Source organism: Parapedomonas caeni, assembly GCF_041060555.1.
In the GTDB taxonomy this organism is placed as follows: Bacteria; Pseudomonadota; Alphaproteobacteria; order Sphingomonadales; family Sphingomonadaceae; genus CAUJIW01.
The window spans coordinates 14,480-31,888 of record NZ_JBEUDS010000014.1; the positions used below are offsets into that span (position 1 = coordinate 14,480).

The following is a 17,409-nucleotide window of genomic DNA, read 5'->3' on the forward strand; positions in this document are numbered from 1 at the left end:
GGCGCCGGATGACGCGGTCATTATCAGCAGGGGTGATGGCCTGCTGCATGGCCCAGACGATGATGCCGTCAACGGCGCGGGCGCAAGGCGAGTCCATGAGCAGCCAGGCGGAGGATATCGTGGTGACCGCCCAGCGCCTGGCAAACCGTCGCGCCGTCGCGGCGAAGCGCGAGGCCAATGCGATCAGCGACGTGCTGGCGGCCAACGACCTCAACGAACTCCCCGACCAGAACCTCGCCGAGGCCATGAGCCGGGTGCCGGGCCTCACCGCTTTCCAGGACGAAGGCGCTGGACTGTATATCGGCATGCGGGGCCTCAATCAGGAGTTCGTCAACCTGACCATGGACGGCCTGGAGGCCTCGTCGCCCTCCCGCACCTGGGACCAGAATCTGCGCGGCGCCAATCTTGAGGCTGTGCCTTCGAGCTTCATCGACAAGGTCGAGGTCATCAAGAGCGCGACGCCCGACCTTGATGGTGATGCCATCGCCGGAACCGTCAACCTGGTCACGCGCAGCGCGTTGGATAAGAAAAAATCCTGGCTCTCCCTTGGAGGCTCCGGCGGCTATTACGAGGAAGACGTGCCCCCTGACAACGCCCGGGGCTCTTTCAAGGGCAACCTGTCCGCCGGACACGCCTTCGGGCCCGATCGCAAGTTCGGCATTGTCCTCGACGCCAATGTCCGCGACGTCCACCGCGACAACCTGAAACCCTACGCCTTCAACACCAGTGGCGCGACAGCCGACGTTCTGCCACAGGAAGTGGGCGGCTATTTCTACCAGCGGCATGAAACCAGCTATGGCGTCGCCGGCAAGGTCGAATTCCGGCCCAGCGACCAGATCCAGGGCTACGTCGGACTCAGCTATTTCGATTCGGAAACCAGGGTCGACAAGAACAAGCACGCGCTCTACGCCGCCCGCTCGGATGCGGCCGCCGGAACCTTTACACGGGCCCAGGCCACGGTGCGCAACGACGCCGTCCGCTACGGCGTGGATGGCGCGCTGACCGCAACGGCGGGCATCGATGTCACCGTCACTGACCGCGACAGCTTCAGCGTCAAGGGTTCGACCGCCTCAAGCGCGTCCTGGCAGGACGATCCGCGTGTCGACTGGTTCTATAGTGGCCCGCTGGGCGGCACCTACGACTATGACGGTACCGCCTATACTTACGAACTGGCGCCGGCGAGCTATGACGCCTTCGTCAACCCGTCCTCCTACAGCTTCAACGGCTATCGTCACTTCCAGGAACGGCTGGAGAAAGACGTGCACACTGTCCGCGCCGACTGGGAAAGAAAGGCCCCCGAGACGGGCGGCCTGGGCTTCAAGCTCGGCGGAAAATGGAAGGAAACCTCGGTCGACTACACGTCCAGCTACTTCCGCTGGCGCAACCCAGTCGCCGGCCTCAACCTGCCGCAATTCCTGTCCGCCGAGGACTATAGCTTCCCGGGCACCAGCAACGCGCGGATTGTGCTCAGTGACATCGCGGCGCTCAGCGCCTATGTCGAGGGGCTGGGCGAAACCAGCTTCGCCCGGCGGGAAAGCACCGGCAACGGCAACGACTATCAGGTGCGCGAACGGGTCGCGGCCGCCTACGCCCTGCTCAATTACACCAGTGACCGCCTGCATGTCGTCGGCGGTGTCCGGTACGAAGCCACCGACACCCGCGCGCTCAATCGCTTCAATCGTGTCGACGATGGCGACATGATCCGCACAGCAGGCCACTATGAGGATTTTCTGCCATCCCTTGCCGTCACCTTCACGCCGGGAGATAGCCTGCTGCTACGCTTCGGTGCCAGCCGCACCATCGGCCGGCCAGATATCCGCGACCTCGCGCGTGGCGAGACGCCGCCCAAGGACAACGGCGTGTTCGAGCGCGGCAACCCCGACCTCAGGGCGCGCCGCTCGACCAACATCGACGCCGCCGCCGAATATTACTTCGATGGCGGCAGGAGCCTGATCTCGGTCACCGGTTTCCACAAGGAGATCCGGAACGAGATTTTCGATCTGCAGACACCGTACACCTTCACCAACGACCTGGGGGACGATGTCGACTCCTATTTCGTGCAGCCCACCAACGCTGGCCGTGCCCATGTCACCGGCGTCGAGTTCGGCCTGATGAAGGACCGGCTGGATTTCCTGCCCGGCCCTCTGGCCCACCTCGGCGTCAGCGCGAACGTCACCTTCAACAGCGGCCGCATCGAGCTGCTCGATGCCGCCGGGGCGGTTGCCCGTCGAACCGCGCCACCAGGCATGTCCAGACGCCTGGCCAATGCCACGCTGTTCTACGAGGATGGAAGACTCTCGGCACGCCTGGCCTGGCGCCACGTCAGCCGACAGACCCAGGAACTGAGCATCAACGGCGCCGCCGATCTCATCGTCCACGACTATCAGCAGCTCGATGCCAAGGTCGGTCTTGCCGTGATCGATGGTCTGGAGATCATCGGAGAGGTCTGGAATCTCGCAAACAACAAGCAGCGTTTCACTAACGCCAACAAGGTCACCGGCCTGCCTAACTGGTATGAGCAGGTTCAGTACGGCCGCGCCTGGTGGCTTGGCTTCAAGTGGAAGATGTAAGCGCCCGCAGTACCGGTGGATGCCGGCCCGGGCAATGACCCTTCCCTTCCAAGATCGAGGAACGCCCATGAGACGCTCGCTGTTCGCCATCACCTGTCTGCTCCTGTCGACGTTCCCTGTTCATGCCGAGGCAATCTACGACGTCGACAAGGTCATGGCGGCGCTTCGTTCTACGCCGGCCGACCTGGTGCTGCTCACGCCACATCGTGGCCTCTGGGAGGACGTGCCGGAGAATACGATCGACGCGGTCGAGCGTGCGCTGCGTGCCGGTTTCGAGACGGTGGAAATCGACGTCCGGCTCAACGGCAGCGGCACGCCCTGGCTGATGCATGATTACAATCTGGACCGTCTGACCGAAGCGCACGGGCCACTCGCCTCCTACCGGGACGCGACGCTCGAAACGGTCCGCCTGCGCGATCGCCACGGCATCGTCACGGATCATCAGCTTGTATCGCTGGAAGCCATGTTCCGCTTTTTTGCGGGATACCTGTCTGACGCCAGCGAGCACACGACCCGCTTGCGCGGTGCGGTGCTGATCATCGACCTCAAGAGCCCGCCTGGCGGCGACCCGAAGGCCGGGTCCGTATCGGGGTATCAGGCCCTCAAGGCCTCGTGGGCAGTGCTCAGGCGGATCGAGCAGGCCACCGGTGTTCCACTGCGCCGGGCTACTGTGTTCAAGCTCAAGGCAAAGGAAATCCCCTCACCGGAGGTGCTGGCGAACGACCTCGCGCTGACGGCGAACGATGTATTTCACTTCATGCCGGTGATGCATCCGGATGACGAGCCGAATGGGGATCGCGTGCTCGCACAATATTTCGACAGCCCCCACGCCATCGGCTTTGAGGCCGTGATGGAATCCAGCACCCAGAAGACGGCGGCAAAATGGATCGAACGCCTGAAGCAGGCCGGCAGAACCGTACCGGGGTTTCCGGGCTGGAATGATTACCCCGAGGGAGTGGCGTTCTCCAGCGGGCTGTGCTGCATGAGCCGCAACACCGACGCCGACGACACGTCCCGAAACCTGGATTACTCCGGCAGCTTCGAATACCAGCTCCAGATCGGCGCGAACTGGATCACCGCGGATACGGTCGAGTTCCTCCACAGTTATCTGGCGGCACGTCATCTCAGAAATCTCGATCAACTGCGATAGGTACAGTCGGGAGACCACCATGGTAATCAGCCACATGCGTATCGGCATCCACTATCGCCGGCTGCTCCTGCTGACCGCGCTGATCGGCGCCAGCGGCGGCGCACAGGCGACATGCACCGATATTGTGTCGTGCACGCGGGCAGCCCAGGCCGCCCTTCAGGCTCGCATTCAGGTCTGGAACGAAGCTGCCTGCGGCAACACCCAGGGGCGCGGCTGCCTCATCATCTCGGACGCCGGCAACCAGCGACGCACGCAGTCGCTACCCGAAAATGCCAGCATGGCGTCCACGTCGACCCCGCCCCATGCCTATCTTGTCCAGAATGACAAGAGCCGGGATATCCGTTTCCTGCCATTGAATATCGATCTGGGCACCATGGGCGAAAACCCCGGCGGCGGCTCTACGGTTGTCATGATCTACTATACGGATGCCCCGCGCGACCCGGACAAACTCTACACGCTGTTCAGCGCCGCCTTCCAACGCGCGGGCAAGGCACCGCTGGCGGCGACAATGGTGGCGTTCGGCATCAAGGGGAACAAGCTGCTGGTCGGTCGTGGCGGTCCCGTCGGCCAGGACCGATCGCACTGGCTCCCGCTGTGGGATCCGTCCATACCGGCAACGCCGGATACGCCGGCATGGGTGGCGCTCGCCGCGACATTCCAGAAGGATGGCAAACTGCGAGTCGATCAGGTCCATCGTCCCGACGGTGCTCGTCCGGTCACCATGCAGTCCAGCCTCATCGAAACCGGCTGGCCGATTACCGCCTACCCTGATGGCCGTCAGCCCAAGACTTTCCTGCCGGCCAACAAGGCGTTGCTGGGCTCGATGGACTATTCGAACGACCGTCTGGCGGCGCCCGTGCTGCCCGGCCTTGGCGGGGTCCACCTTTTCAGACGCGCGCTCACACCACAGGAGCTTCGCGGGTGGATCGAGACAGCCCTCCACATCTCGCTGAACCCGCGCAGTCCTTACACGCTGACGCCGTGTAACACCGGCAGGCACCTGAACGGCAGCGAACGGCAGGAAGCGCGTGCCATCACCGTCTGCGGCAACAAGGAGTCCCCGGCGCCGGAAATCCTCAGTGCCGACCGTCCTTATACACTGGCGGTCACGGCCGATCCGGAGGTCAATCTTGAGGCCGGCATGCCGGGGGAACCGGTACGGACCGCGCGCGGACATTGTGGCCCCGCCTACCCGATGCGTCAGCAATGGACGGTGGTAAAGCGTGAGGCACTGCGCAAGCTCGGACCAGGTAACTACATCCTCTTCAACGAGGCGACCAACACCGTACTGACCGAACGCGGCGGCCGCCTGTACAGCGAGACGCTCATCGAACCCCAGCTGGCGCCAGCACAGATATGGCACGCCTATTACCCGACGGACTCCACAGCGCAGGGATTCAGGCTGTTGTCGTCCAGCAGCGGCATGGTGCTGACGGTTCGCCAGGAAGGTGACAGTTATCAGCCGATGCTCGACGCGCCGGAAAAAGCGCAATGGCATCCCGCCTGGTATATCGCGCCATTCTGCTGACACCGCCGGCGGCTTCACACCCCCGCCACACGGAACTGCGATGGGAGCAGGCATTGAACGGCAGGAGGTGTGCCATCCTGGGACGTGCGGAGAACCGCGCTGAAACGCTCGTCTACGGCCTTGCTCACCTCGGCAAGAGCCTGTTCTGGTACACCAGCGAACTGCTGTTCGCCTACTTCCTCACCGAGATCGTCGGCCTGTCCCCACCTCACATGGGGGCTGTCATCGCCAGCGGGTTCGTGCTCAGTGCCGCCATCGATCTCCTCATTGGCCGCGGACTGGCGGGATATCTGGCAAGCGCCGCGTCAGCCAGCCGCCTGCAACTCGTCGGCGCAGTGATCTGCTCGATCAGTCTGATCGCGGTCTTCGTGGGCGCCTGGCTACCGGCGCACTGCCGCTTCGGCTACGCGCTCGCGACCAGTATCACCTTCCGTCTCGGCTTCGCCACCTACGACATCCCGCAGAACGCGCTGATGGCGCTGGCGACGCAGGATAGACCTGGCCGGTTGCGCCTGGCCTCCATCCGCATCTGGTTCAGCGGTGCCGCGACGCTGGTTGTCGCCACGACCATCGGCCCCCTGGTCGCGCAGCGGGGCGCCCCGGACGCTGTCACCTTTCTCCTGGGGCTCGCGGCGCTGTTCGCGCTGGCCGCCATCGGCAGTGCCTGGCTGCTGGCACGTCTGTGGCACCACCCGCCGCCGCCCGCCACACCTGCCGCCGCACCGCCGGTGCCGCCACCGACATTGCCCTCCGCCACCCGCGGGCGACTGCCTCCCGACTTCCGGCTGCTTCTGCTGGTCATGGTCGCGACCTCGATGTTCACGCCGGCGTTCGGGAAACTGGAGCCTTATTTCGCCGCCTACGCCCTGCGTTCCGCCTGGTGGGGCGGTGCCGTGATCATGCTGATGGCGGTGGGCATCGTGGTCGGTCAGCCCCTCTGGTTACGTCTGAGCGCGCGAACACCTGGCGGCAAGGTGATGTTGGCCAATGCCTTGCTTCAGGTCGTGGCGCTGACGATCTTCTGGTCTGCCGGTGCCCGCTGCCCCGCCACCTCGGCGGGCGCGGCCTTCCTGTTCGGACTCGGCAACGGTGGCGTCGGCATGGTCCAGTGGGCAGCCTTCAGCGAAACAGTGGCACGCCTCGGCCGGCACCGCGCCGGATTCAGTTACGGGCTGTTCGCAGCCACAAGCAAGCTGTCCCTGGCCGCCGGCGGCCTGTTGCTCGCCACCGCGCTGGGTGGCGTCGCCTTTCGTGACGGCGACAGCGAGGCACTGATTTGCCTGATGGCCGTCCTGCCAGGCATGGGAGCGCTGTGCTGCGTGGTCGCCGGCTTCGGCTTGTTCATCATCGAGCGCGAACGGGGCTCTGGCCCGATCAACGAGGCTACGAACTCCTAGAGTCTGTATCAGTTCGTGGCTCTGGGAAAATTTCCGGATGCCGAATGCCAGGTTTCAGAATTCCCGTTGGAATGCACTTATGAGGTGATCCCGCCTGTTTGGACGGTCTGGCGGTCAGCGAGGCCATCACGGCAGACAGCCGCTCAATCCGTCCGGGCGGGCGCCTGCCTCGCGGACGACGGTGCGCCGCCTACCAGCGGGCCGGCAGTTGCGTCAGCCCCCGGAACAGGAAATTGTCCCGCCAGGTCGCGGCCTGCAGGTTCAGCTGCATGTGCGGGATCACGGTCGCCAGATGCTCGAACGTCACTCGCCCCTCGATGCGGGCCAGCTCGGCGCCGACACAGAAATGGATGCCGCCACCGAACGACAGATGGTCAGCCGCTCCGCGACGGATATCGAATGCGTCCGGATCGGCGAACTTGCGGCCATCGCGATTTGCGGCGCCGATCAGGGTCAGCACACGCTGCCCCGACTTGACGGGCTGCCCGTCGATCACGGTGTCCTGAAGCGCCGTCCGGTAGGTCGCCACCAGCGAACTCTCATAGCGCAACGCCTCCTCAACGGCCGAGGCCGCCAGCCGGGCCGGATCGGCGACGAGGGCCTGCCATTGGTCGGAGCACCGATGCAGGTGATAGAGGCCATTGCCGATAATGTTGGCGGTCGTCTCGAAGCCCGCACCGAACAGCGCGATGGCCACTGTGGTGGCCTCGTGCACGGACAAGCCGTCCGGCATCGACTCCGTGTTGGCCAGCGATGTCAGCAGATCCTCACGCGGGCAGCGCCGGCGTTCCTCGAACCGGGCCAGGAAAAACGCCTCCAGTTCCAGAATACGACGGTCGGCCAGCGCCAGCTCCTGCGCCGAGAGCTTGCGCGCCTCGAACACCACGAAGGCCTCGGGAATGCCGGCCACCAGATCGGCGATCGCCGGATCATGATAGTCGATCCCCATCAGATCGCAGATCACCATGACCGGCAGCCGGTAGGCGAACTGCGCCATCAGTTCCGCCTCGCCGTCGGCCACGAATGCCGCCGTGAGTTCCTGGCAGATGGCCCGGACGCGCGGCTCCATCGCCCGGACACGCCTGGCACTGAGCGCGCCGGTCACCAGGCCCCGAATACGGGTATGTTGCGGCGGATCCTGGGAGATGAAGACCTCCGACAGCCAGCGATAGGCCGGGTGATCGGTGAGTCGGAAGCCCGGGCCGTAGAAGGCTGACAGGTTCCGTTCGAAATCACCGGTGCCGAAGTCCTTGCGGTTCATCAGCACCTCGCGGACATGGTCGTAGCGCGACACCACCCAATAGCCAGTACCGGACCAGTGGAACGGGTCGTTCTCCCGCAACGCGGCAAAGGTGGGATAGGGATCCGTGATCAGCTCGGGCGCCATCGGATCGAAAGAGGCAATCGGCTCATGCGCGTTCATTGAATACTCCCCGTTTCTTCTGTCTTATGTCGCAATCCCGGCTTCAGTCCGCCGTGGCCCGCACCAGATCGGCCCATGCCCCAGCCGCCAGCGCCGCCAGACGATCCGGCGTCAGCTCGACGAAACTGTTGGGCGCACCGGCAGCGGGAAAAACCGTGCCATGGGCACGCAAGGCGTAATCGCAATAGACCGGCATCGGTTCAGGCAGCCCGAAGGGGCAGACACCGCCGGGCGGATGGCCGGTCAGGCGCTCGACCGCCCCGGCATCCAGCATCCGCGCCTTGACGCCGAACAGTGCCCGGCACTTCGCATTGTCCAGCCGCGCGTCGCCGGGGATCACCACCAGCGCTGGTCGCCCGACATGGAGGGCCAGCGTCTTGGCAATCCGGCACGGCAAGACGCCCAGGGCCGCAGCCGCCTCGTCAACCGTCGCCGTGCTCTGCGCCGCTTCCCGGACACGGATGTCGGGCGCTTGCTGCTGGAAAAACCGTCGCACGGAGTCGATACTCATGGTGAAGACGCTTTCCTTGTGCTGCCTGCCGCCGCTGGTGGGGCTCGGGATCAGCCGTCCGCCAGGGGGCGCAATACCGGCCGGAAGCCGGCGCCTTCCCGCATCACCCGCACCACATGCTGCCCGCCGAAATGCGCGGGCACGACCAATGCCTCGCGCACGGCGGCGTCCTCCAGCACCTGGCGCCGGCTCTGTCGCGCCATCTCGGCATCCTCGCAGAAAATGCTGTTCCAGTCGGGCCGGAAGATCTGCGCCGGATGGTGCATGATATCGCCGACGAACAGCGCGAGATCGTCGCCGTCGCTGACTTCCATCACCATACTGCCGGGCGTGTGGCCGGGGCGCGCGTGCAGCACGATGCCAGGGGCGACCTCGAAGCCGTCATACGCCCACTCGGCCCGGCCCGCCTCGATGATCGGCCGCACACTGTCCTCGAACATCCCGGCATTGACCGCGGTGCCAATCGTGCCGGGACCGGCGGTTGTCATCCTCGGGTCCCAGTAATCGCGGTCGGCGGCGGGCAGGACATAGCGTGCGTTGCGGAATGTCGGTTGCCAGACGCCATCGATCAGGCGCGTGTTCCAGCCGACATGGTCGACATGGATGTGGGAGCAGACGACGACATCAATGTCGCCGGGCTGATAGCCCGCCCGCGCCAGCCGTTGGAGGAAGTCGGTCTGCAGGTTGCCGAAGACCGGCAGGTTGGGGCGATCCTTGTCGTTGCCGGCACCGGTATCGAACAGAATGCGCCGCCGCCCGGTGTCCAGCACCCAGCTCTGCAAGAATGCGAACAACTTGCCTGAAGCGGGGTCGAAGAACTCCGGCACGAACTGTTCTTCATGACACTGCCACGCCGCCACCTCGAAGCCCTGGAACAGATAGTCGGGCGGCGCGAAGGTGCCCTGCCACTCCTCGATACGACTGACGCGAATGTCGCCAATGCGAAAACTGTCCACGACCTCCCCCCCCGTCTCCTGATCCGCTTTGGCGCCGGTTGCGGCCGGCACAGGCTTACTTTCAGGAAATTCAATGTTCTAACAATTTTTATTTTCTACTCATTGGTAACTTCAATGCAACCCTGCGTCAAGCCGGGTCGCGAGTTGGTGACGCCCGAGAGTTGCCAACGCCAAGCCATTGGCCTAACGATCGAAGCCCACGACAACGGCCGATCACGGCGCGAATGGACACCAACACGCGATGCCGACCGCTCGAGAAACCAGGCAGTTGAAACACGAGGTCGCCGCCTTCAAGCGGCGTCGCCTGCTGGAGGAAGCCAGCCACCTGTTCTTCTCCAACGGCTATGAATCGACGACGCTCGATGCCGTCGCGGAGCGGCTGCACGTCACCAAGCCGTTCATCTACTCCTACTACAAGAACAAGGGCGAACTGCTCGCCGAGATCTGCCAGATCGGCATTCAGCAATCGCTGGAGGCGCTGGACTGGGCGCTCGCGCAGGGCGGCTCGGCCAGCAGCCGCCTGAAATTGCTGGTGGACAAGGTCGCGCACATCATCATTGAAAATCAGGAATATATCGTCGTCTACCAGCGCGAGGAAAAGAACCTCGACCCCGAGGACGCCCGCCGCATCCGCGACATGCGCCATCGCTTCGACCTGAAAGTGGCCACGCTGCTTGAGGAGGGCGCGCGCGGCGGCGAATTCGAGATCGGCGACGCCGCGATGACCGCCAACAGCATCAGCGGCCTGATCAGCTGGATCTCCAACTGGTATCGGCCAGGTGGCAAGTGGTCGCCGACCGAAGTCGTCATGCATACCATCGGGCTGGCGATGCGCATGGTCACCCCGACCCGCGCCTGACGCCCTTCCCCGCCCCTTTGCACGCTGCATCCCGCACGAACCCCCTTGCAAATGCATCTACTCATCGGTAGATATGCATTTACAACAATAAACCGACCAGACGTCGAGTATGGGGAGGAGGCAGCCAACGCCCGGCGAATGGCCTGCATGCACACAAGTCGCGCACGCAGCCGCGCCTGAACAATCCGTACACAAAGTTCAACGAAGGCCCAGGTGGCGCCCGCCTGCTCGCGCGGCACGACGCTGTCCCCGCACGCACACGCTGCGACGGGGCATGCATCGTCCCCCGCGGGCGAACAACCCGCCCGGCCGATCGATACCCAACCCAGAACAATCGCGTTTCCACAGGGAGGACCACGCCAGTGCTCGCTATCGAATCCGGCAAGATTTCCTACACCGCCATGCTCGTCGCCATGCTGGCCAGTGCCAGCGCACATGGCCAGGAAGCCGCCGCGCCGCAGGCCGAAGAAGCCTACGACGCCTTACCCAATATCGTTGTCACCGCCACCAAGCGGGCGGACACCATCCTGAACACCCCCGCCGCCATTTCGGCGATCACGGCCGATGCACTGGGTGCTGGCGGCATCCAGGATATTGGTGACCTCCAGGCCTCCGTGCCCAACCTGTCGGTGGGTGACCAGTTCGGTGTCAACCGCACGTTCATTCGCGGCATCGGCATGACCAGCATCGACCTCGGCGCCGACGGGGCGGTCGCCTTCCTGCAGGACGGCGCGATGATCGCCCGCCCCTCCGCCCAGCTCGCCGGCTTCTACGACCTGGCGCAGGTGGAAGTGCTGCGCGGTCCGCAAGGCACCATCTACGGTCGCGGGGCCACCGCTGGCGCCATCAACATGGTGACCAAGAAACCCACACCGGAGTTCGAAGGCTATGTCCGGGCGACCTATGGCAATTATGACGCGATGTCGCTCGAAGCAGCCGTCGGCGGCCCGCTGGGCAATGACCGTCTGATGTTCCGTGTCGCCGGCAAGCTCGACAAGCGCGACGGCTATGGCAAGAACCTGGTCACGGGCAATGACGTCGACGATCGCGATGCCCAGGCGGTACGCGGCAGCCTGCTATTCGAGGCCAGCGATGACCTGCAGATCACGCTGGTGGGCGACTATTTCCACGAGGACGACAACAACTACGCCTTTCACTATTTCGGCACCACCGTCGTTCCCGAGGACTCCCTGGCCCACAACCTGCTGGGCGGCCAGACCATCTTCGACTATTACGCCGCGCGCGGCGAGAAAGCCGATCTGCGCAACATCTACTCCGACGAAGACGCCATCAACCGGCGCCATGGCGAAGGCATCACCGCGCTGGTCGACTGGAGCCACGACGCCTGGGCATTGAAGTCGGTGACGGCATACCGAAACTTCAAGCGCTTCAACCGCGACGACCTCGACGTGTCGGACGTCTGGATGTTCGGTCAGAACAATTACGACGAGAAGAGCAAGACGTTCAGTCAGGAATTCACGCTGACCTATACCAGCGACAGCTGGGAAGTGATGGCGGGCGCCATGTATTTCCATGAAAAGCTGTTCGGCAGCGTGCAGGTTCCCACCGTCAATCTCGGCCTGGTGTTCGGCCTGCCGGCGGACACCTTCGACGATGGCTATTACTGGCAGAACGGCACCGTCAAGACCAACGCCTACGGCACATTCCTGCAGGCATCCTACGACGTCACCAGCAAGCTGCGGGTCACCGCAGGCGCCCGCTACAATTACGAAAAGAAGTCCGGCGTCGGCACCTTCCAGTTTGACGCGCTGGGCATCACCATCCCCACCGACAAGTCCGAAGGCTGGGGCGCGGTGACACCCAAGCTGCTGGTGGAATATCGCACGGACGGCGGCGTGCTGTTCTATGGCACCGTCACCCGCGGCTTCAAGTCGGGCGTCATCAACGTCGGCAGCCAGAACGACGTCATCGATCCGGAATTTGTCTGGAACTACGAGGCCGGCTTCAAGACCAAGGCGTTCGACGACCGGGTGAGCCTTAACGCCGCCGCCTTCTACTATGACTACAAGGATCTTCAGGTCGGTTTCGTCAATGAGAACAGCATCGTCGAGACGATCAACGCCGCCTCGGCGCGCAACTACGGCCTTGAGGTCGAACTTCAGGCCAAAATCGCCCGCGGCCTGAACTTCGATGCCTTCGCGACCTACCTGAACGCCAAGTTCAAGAGCTTCTGCACCGGCTATTATCGCGACGGCATGGAAGATGGCGGTACGGTCTACGGCCGCTGCCCGACCAACAGCGCGCTGGTCAGTCTGAAAGGCAACCAGCTGCCCAACGCGCCGGAATTCTCGTTCGGCGCGGGCCTGACCTACACGGTGCCGCTGGGTGACGCCGGCGACCTCGACCTGCGCGCGGAAATGAACTGGCAGGACCGGGTCTATTTCACCGAGTTCAACAACCAGGACGCCACCCAGGCGGCCTATGCGCTGGTCAATCTGAGCGCCAGCTTCAAGTCCGTGGACGAACACTGGTCGGCAACGGCCTGGGTACGCAACCTGACCGACAAGGAAATCATCGCCAACAATATCGTGTCGGCGCCACTTTACGGTTCGGTACGCGTCGGCTCGCTGATGCCGCCGCGCACCTACGGCCTGACGATCGGCTACAGCTTCTAGTCCCTGCCTATGGCACCTGCCGGGCCGCTCCTTCCATGGAAGGAGCGGCCCTTTTTCGTGGCCGGCCGGCGTCCCGTCGGCGGGACTGGCGAGTGCGCACGCGGTATCAGGACGCGCGAAGCAGCCCGGCGCCGCGCAACATGTCCAGCCGAGCCCCGGGCACGCCCCAGTCCGCCAGCCGCGACGCCCCGCCCTCCCCAGGCAGAACCGGCGGTGTCGACAACGATGCCGGTGTACGCGAGAACCGCGGCGCCGGCGCCGGCTGCTCGATGCCGGCGAGAGTCTCGTGGGCCCGACGCGCGACATTGGCGGGATAGTTCACCGCCTCAGCCATCGTCAGCACCGGCGACACACAGGCATCGATACCCTCGAACGTCGCCACCCAGTCGGCCTGGCTACGGGTCCTGAACACTGCCGCCAGCTCGGCGGCGCGCGCGGCCCAGTGCCGCCGGTCCAGATGATTGGCGAAGGCCTCGGGATCGAGCCCCAGCCCGCGGATCAGATTGGCGTGAAACTGCGGCTCCAGCGCGCCGACGGCCATGTAACGCCCATCGGCCGTTTCATAGCAGCGGTAGAAGTACGCGGCACCGTCGAGGAGGTTTCCCTCGCGCTCCTCGCGCCAGAGCCCCATCCTCGACCAGCCGAACATCTGGGTCAGCAACAGCGAAGCGCCGTCGGCCATGGCCGCATCCACCTGCTGGCCACGCCCGCTGTTGGCGCGCTCCAGCAGTGCGGCCAGGATGCCGGTGACGAGAAACATGCCGCCACCGCCATAGTCGCCGACCAGATTGATGGGCGGCACGGGGGGGCGATCCGCCGGCCCCATCATGTGCAGTGCGCCGGTCAGCGCGAGATAATTGATGTCGTGGCCGGCCTGCTGCGACATCGGCCCCTCCTGGCCCCAGCCGGTCATGCGGGCATAGACCAGCCGGGGATTGTCCGCCATCAGTGGCGCCGGTCCCAGGCCTAGGCGCTCCATCACGCCCGGACGAAAGCCCTCCACCAGGACATCAACGGTCGCGGCCAGTTCCCGCGCGAAGGCGATGCCGTCAGGCGACTTGAGGTCGAGCGCGATCGACGGCCGGCCACGGTTGAGCAGCTCGCGACTCATGTCGACGGGACTGCTGCCGGCATCGATCCGGTCGATCCGCAGCACCTGCGCGCCCATGTCCGCCAGCATCATGCAGCTGTAGGGGGTGGGGCCGAGGCCGGCGAACTCCAGCACCTTCAGGTCCCGAAGCGGGCCACTCATGCGGCGTCTCCCACCAGTTCGGCGCGGATGCGCTTCTTGTCGATCTTGCCAGTGGGGCCGAGCGGCACCCGGGCGACGAACATCACCGCATCCGGCATCCACCAGCGCGCGATCCGCCCCTCCAGATGCCCCAGCAGCTCTTCCGCCGAGCTATTCTCGCCCTCGACAAGCTGCACGACGAGCAGCGGCCTCTCGCCCCAGCGCTCGTCCTCGACGCCGACCACCGCCGCCATTGCCACCTTGGGGTGGCTGACCGCGTGGTTTTCGATTTCAATCGAGGAGATCCACTCGCCGCCGGACTTGATGAGATCCTTCGAACGATCGGTGATCCGCATGAAGCCGTGCGGATCGATGGTCGCCACGTCGCCAGTATCGAACCAGCCGTTGGCATCGAGTATCTCGCGATCATCGCCGAAATAATGTTCCGCGACGGTGGCACCACGCACCATCAGATACCCGGGCGTCTCGCCGTCGTGCGGCAGCGGATCGCCGGCATCGCCCTTGAGCGCGAGATCGACGCCGAACATCGGCCGACCCTGCTTCAGGGCCTGGCGACGCTGCTGGTCCACGGGCAGCCGGCGGGTAAACCAGGTAGGTGCCGCGGCGGCCGCCACCGGCGACGTCTCGGTCATGCCCCAGGCATGCAGCACCTCAATGCCGTGATCGTCCTGGAAGGCCCGCACCAGCGCCTCGGGGCAGGCTGCCCCGCCCACCAGCACCCGTTTGAGCGTGGACAGGCGCCCGCCGGATGCCGCCAGGTGCTGCAGCAGTCCTTGCCAGACGGTCGGCACCCCGGCCGAAAAGGTTACCTCTTCCTCCTCGATCAACCGATGCAGCGACGCACCATCCAGCCGCGCGCCCGGCAGGACCAGCTTGGCACCAACCGCCGGCGCCGAGAACACCAGACCCCAGGCATTGGCATGAAACATCGGCACGATCGGCAGCACCGAGTCCGTGGCCGACAGGTTCATGAAATCATGCTGCAGGCTGGCGAGCGTATGCAGGTAGTTGGAGCGATGCGAATAGAGCACGCCCTTGGGCGCGCCCGTCGTCCCGGAGGTGTAGCACAAGCCGCAAGCGGCGGTTTCGTCGACCTCACCCCATGCGACCGACAGGCCGGCGCCGGCCTGGAGAAAAGCCTCGTAGTCGATGCATGCGGCCGGGCGGTCGGCCGGCAGCCCGTCGGCACTGCCGTCTGGAAAGACGATCACCGTCTCGATGGACGGACAGCCCGAAAGTATCCGGCCGACGGTGGGCAGGAACGCCGCATCGACCATCAGGATGCGATCAGCGGCATGATTGATGATATAGGCGATCTGCTCGTCGAACAGTCTGGGGTTGACGGTATGGCACACCGCGCCGACGCCCATGATCGCATACCAGGCCTCGACGTGACGGAGGTGATTCATCGCCAGGGTCGCCACCCGGTCGCCTGATCTGATGCCCGTCGCTCGCAGCGCCGCCGAGAGCTGGCGGGCACGGCGATGCAGTTGGCGATACGTTGTCTCTTCACGGCCGCCGCGTGTATCCCGTCCGTTGACCGGCACATCGCCGTGCCACTGGGCCGCGAAATCAAGGAAGCGATCCACGGTCAGGCCGTGGTGCTGCATCAGCCCCGGCAATGCTGCGTTCTCAGTCATGCTGTGTGCGTCTCCCCCCGAAGCGGCACGGCGCCGCTCCACATGCTTGCTCATTGCGGATAACGGCGCCCGCTGCTGCCCGTCGCCGCGAAACCTCAACCACCCTGGCTGCATGACCCCGCCGCAGACGCCGTCCATCCCGACTACTATCCGGTACCATTGTCGTCAAATAAGGCCCTTATAATGTTTGAACGGTATATTTTTCTACTATATGGTATTGGCGCATCGTGACAAAGCCCGCTAAAGCGACAAGGGCGAATTGGGGAGGATGGAATGACCGTGCCGACGGCTCGCCAGATGACGTTCACCGTCACCGAACGCGTGACCATGGGCTGGCCCGCCAGCGATGCGATCGTCGACCAGGCCAGGGCGCTGGGCGCCCGGCGGGTGTTCCTGCTCGCCTCCGAAAGCCTGCGCCGTAACACCGGCGAAATCTCGCGGATCGAATCCGCGCTCGGCACCACGCATGCCGGCACCTTCAGCGGCATCGCCCCCCACGCGCCACGTTCCGATGTCCTGGCGGCCGCCAATGCCGCGCGCACCGCGAACGCCGATCTGATCGTCTCCATTGGCGGCGGCTCGGTCACCGACTCCGCCAAGATCGTGCCGCTGCTGATTCGCCACAATGTCCGGGATGTCGATGGCTTCGAGCCGCTGCGCACGTATGTCGATGATTCCGGCGCGGTCATCAACCCGTTGACGATCGGTCCCGATATCCCGGTGATCTGCATCCCGACGACTCTGTCAGGTGGTGAATTCAACGCGCTCTCGGGCGCGACCGACGAGAAGACCATGCACAAGCAGGGTTATGAGCATCGCCGCATGGCGCCGGTCATGGTCATTCTCGATCCCGCCATCACCGTCCACACGCCGGAATGGCTGTGGTTGTCCACCGGCGTCCGGGCCGTCGATCATGCCGTCGAGACCCTGGCCTCATACCAGTCCAACGATTTCGCCAACGGTCTGGCCGACAGTGCGCTGCGTCTGCTGGTCGAGGGCCTGCCGCGCGTCAAGGCCGACCCCGGCGACCTCGAAGGCCGCCTGAAATGTCAGGTCGGCGCCTGGCAATCCATGATTTCCATCATCGGCGGCGTACCGATGGGCGCCAGCCACGCCATCGGTCATATTCTGGGCGGCACCTGCAATGTGCCGCACGGCTATACGTCGTGCGTGATGTCGCCCTATGTCCTGGCCTGGAACGCCGAGCACGACGACAGCCTGCAGCGGCGTATCCGCGATTGCCTCGGCGGCACCCATGCCACCGCCGCCGACTGCCTGGACGCCTTCATCCGCAGCCTCGGCATGCCGCGCACGCTCAAGGAAGTCGGCGTCGAGGCGGATCAGTTCCAGAAGGTGGCCGAATACACCATGCTGGACATCTGGGGCCGCACCAATCCCCGGCCGGTGCGCTCCCCCGCCGACATTCTGGAAATCCTCAGGCGGGCCGCCTGAATAACAACCTCTGGCAGCGCCGGACCAACCGGTGC

Annotated in this window: 12 protein-coding genes; 7 read left to right on the plus strand and 5 right to left on the minus strand. The window is 64.7% G+C overall.

All coding sequences use genetic code 11. From position 1 onward, the window contains the following. Nucleotides 1-95: 95 nt before the first annotated feature. From ABU113_RS10595 to ABU113_RS10610, 4 genes are all read left to right on the plus strand, one after another. Nucleotides 96-2,570 carry a TonB-dependent receptor gene (locus ABU113_RS10595; protein ID WP_454559485.1) on the plus strand — a complete coding sequence of 825 codons (2,475 nt, stop codon included), beginning with the start codon at nucleotides 96-98 and terminating at the stop codon, nucleotides 2,568-2,570. Between the two features lie 67 nt (nucleotides 2,571-2,637). Beyond that, nucleotides 2,638-3,720: a glycerophosphodiester phosphodiesterase family protein gene (locus ABU113_RS10600; RefSeq protein ID WP_454559486.1), complete on the plus strand. Its 1,083-nt coding sequence runs from the start codon at nucleotides 2,638-2,640 to the stop codon at nucleotides 3,718-3,720. Between the two features lie 19 nt (nucleotides 3,721-3,739). Further along, nucleotides 3,740-5,248 (plus strand): RICIN domain-containing protein, encoded by a 1,509-nt coding sequence (locus tag ABU113_RS10605; RefSeq protein WP_454559487.1) that lies wholly within the window; start codon nucleotides 3,740-3,742, stop codon nucleotides 5,246-5,248. Continuing rightward, on the plus strand, nucleotides 5,212-6,645 hold the full coding sequence (locus tag ABU113_RS10610) for an MFS transporter (protein WP_454559488.1): 1,434 nt from the start codon (nucleotides 5,212-5,214) through the stop codon (nucleotides 6,643-6,645). The genes ABU113_RS10605 and ABU113_RS10610 overlap by 37 nt, the downstream gene beginning before the upstream one ends. Before the next feature lie 190 nt (nucleotides 6,646-6,835). On the opposite strand, the gene ABU113_RS10615 is transcribed toward ABU113_RS10610, so the two are convergent. The 3 genes from ABU113_RS10615 to ABU113_RS10625 are packed head-to-tail and all read right to left on the minus strand — an operon-like array spanning nucleotide 6,836 to nucleotide 9,535. Then, entirely contained in the window at nucleotides 6,836-8,068 is a 1,233-nt protein-coding gene (locus ABU113_RS10615) for a cytochrome P450 (protein ID WP_454559489.1), read from the minus strand. Nucleotides 8,069-8,111: 43 nt separating this feature from the next. Next, nucleotides 8,112-8,579: a YbaK/EbsC family protein gene (locus tag ABU113_RS10620; RefSeq protein WP_454559490.1), complete on the minus strand. Its 468-nt coding sequence runs from the start codon at nucleotides 8,577-8,579 to the stop codon at nucleotides 8,112-8,114. Nucleotides 8,580-8,629: 50 nt separating this feature from the next. Then, the gene (locus ABU113_RS10625; RefSeq protein ID WP_454559491.1) at nucleotides 8,630-9,535 is read right to left on the minus strand and encodes an MBL fold metallo-hydrolase; all 906 of its coding nucleotides are present in this window, start codon (nucleotides 9,533-9,535) and stop codon (nucleotides 8,630-8,632) included. 241 nt (nucleotides 9,536-9,776) lie between these two features. Between ABU113_RS10625 and ABU113_RS10630 the strand changes: the two genes are divergently transcribed. Both ABU113_RS10630 and ABU113_RS10635 read left to right on the plus strand, forming a co-directional pair. Beyond that, nucleotides 9,777-10,394, plus strand: a complete 618-nt coding sequence (locus ABU113_RS10630; protein ID WP_454559492.1) for a TetR/AcrR family transcriptional regulator — start codon at nucleotides 9,777-9,779, stop codon at nucleotides 10,392-10,394. Between the two features lie 362 nt (nucleotides 10,395-10,756). Then, the gene (locus tag ABU113_RS10635) at nucleotides 10,757-13,030 is read left to right on the plus strand and encodes a TonB-dependent receptor (RefSeq protein WP_454559493.1); all 2,274 of its coding nucleotides are present in this window, start codon (nucleotides 10,757-10,759) and stop codon (nucleotides 13,028-13,030) included. A 106-nt stretch (nucleotides 13,031-13,136) separates the two neighbouring features. Here the strand turns inward: ABU113_RS10635 and ABU113_RS10640 are convergent, their stop codons facing one another. Beyond that, on the minus strand, nucleotides 13,137-14,282 hold the full coding sequence (locus tag ABU113_RS10640; RefSeq protein ID WP_454559494.1) for a CaiB/BaiF CoA transferase family protein: 1,146 nt from the start codon (nucleotides 14,280-14,282) through the stop codon (nucleotides 13,137-13,139). After that, nucleotides 14,279-15,922 (minus strand): long-chain fatty acid--CoA ligase, encoded by a 1,644-nt coding sequence (locus tag ABU113_RS10645; protein ID WP_454559495.1) that lies wholly within the window; start codon nucleotides 15,920-15,922, stop codon nucleotides 14,279-14,281. The genes ABU113_RS10640 and ABU113_RS10645 overlap by 4 nt, the downstream gene beginning before the upstream one ends. Nucleotides 15,923-16,195: 273 nt before the next feature. On the opposite strand from ABU113_RS10645, the gene ABU113_RS10650 reads away from it, so the two are divergent. After that, entirely contained in the window at nucleotides 16,196-17,374 is a 1,179-nt protein-coding gene (locus ABU113_RS10650; RefSeq protein ID WP_454559496.1) for an iron-containing alcohol dehydrogenase, read from the plus strand. The last annotated feature ends 35 nt before the right edge of the window (nucleotides 17,375-17,409 follow it).

Excerpts from the sequence above, each read along its gene's own strand:
- ABU113_RS10650 (WP_454559496.1), top strand. The coding sequence starts at position 16,196 with ATGACCGTGCCGACGGCTCGCCAGATGACGTTCACCGTCACCGAACGC.
- ABU113_RS10595 (WP_454559485.1), top strand. The coding sequence starts at position 96 with ATGAGCAGCCAGGCGGAGGATATCGTGGTGACCGCCCAGCGCCTGGCA.
- ABU113_RS10610 (WP_454559488.1), top strand. The coding sequence starts at position 5,212 with ATGGCATCCCGCCTGGTATATCGCGCCATTCTGCTGACACCGCCGGCG.
- ABU113_RS10620 (WP_454559490.1), bottom strand. The coding sequence starts at position 8,579 with ATGAGTATCGACTCCGTGCGACGGTTTTTCCAGCAGCAAGCGCCCGAC.
- ABU113_RS10640 (WP_454559494.1), bottom strand. The coding sequence starts at position 14,282 with ATGAGTGGCCCGCTTCGGGACCTGAAGGTGCTGGAGTTCGCCGGCCTC.
- ABU113_RS10615 (WP_454559489.1), bottom strand. The coding sequence starts at position 8,068 with ATGAACGCGCATGAGCCGATTGCCTCTTTCGATCCGATGGCGCCCGAG.
- ABU113_RS10600 (WP_454559486.1), top strand. The coding sequence starts at position 2,638 with ATGAGACGCTCGCTGTTCGCCATCACCTGTCTGCTCCTGTCGACGTTC.
- ABU113_RS10645 (WP_454559495.1), bottom strand. The coding sequence starts at position 15,922 with ATGACTGAGAACGCAGCATTGCCGGGGCTGATGCAGCACCACGGCCTG.
- ABU113_RS10630 (WP_454559492.1), top strand. The coding sequence starts at position 9,777 with ATGCCGACCGCTCGAGAAACCAGGCAGTTGAAACACGAGGTCGCCGCC.
- ABU113_RS10605 (WP_454559487.1), top strand. The coding sequence starts at position 3,740 with ATGGTAATCAGCCACATGCGTATCGGCATCCACTATCGCCGGCTGCTC.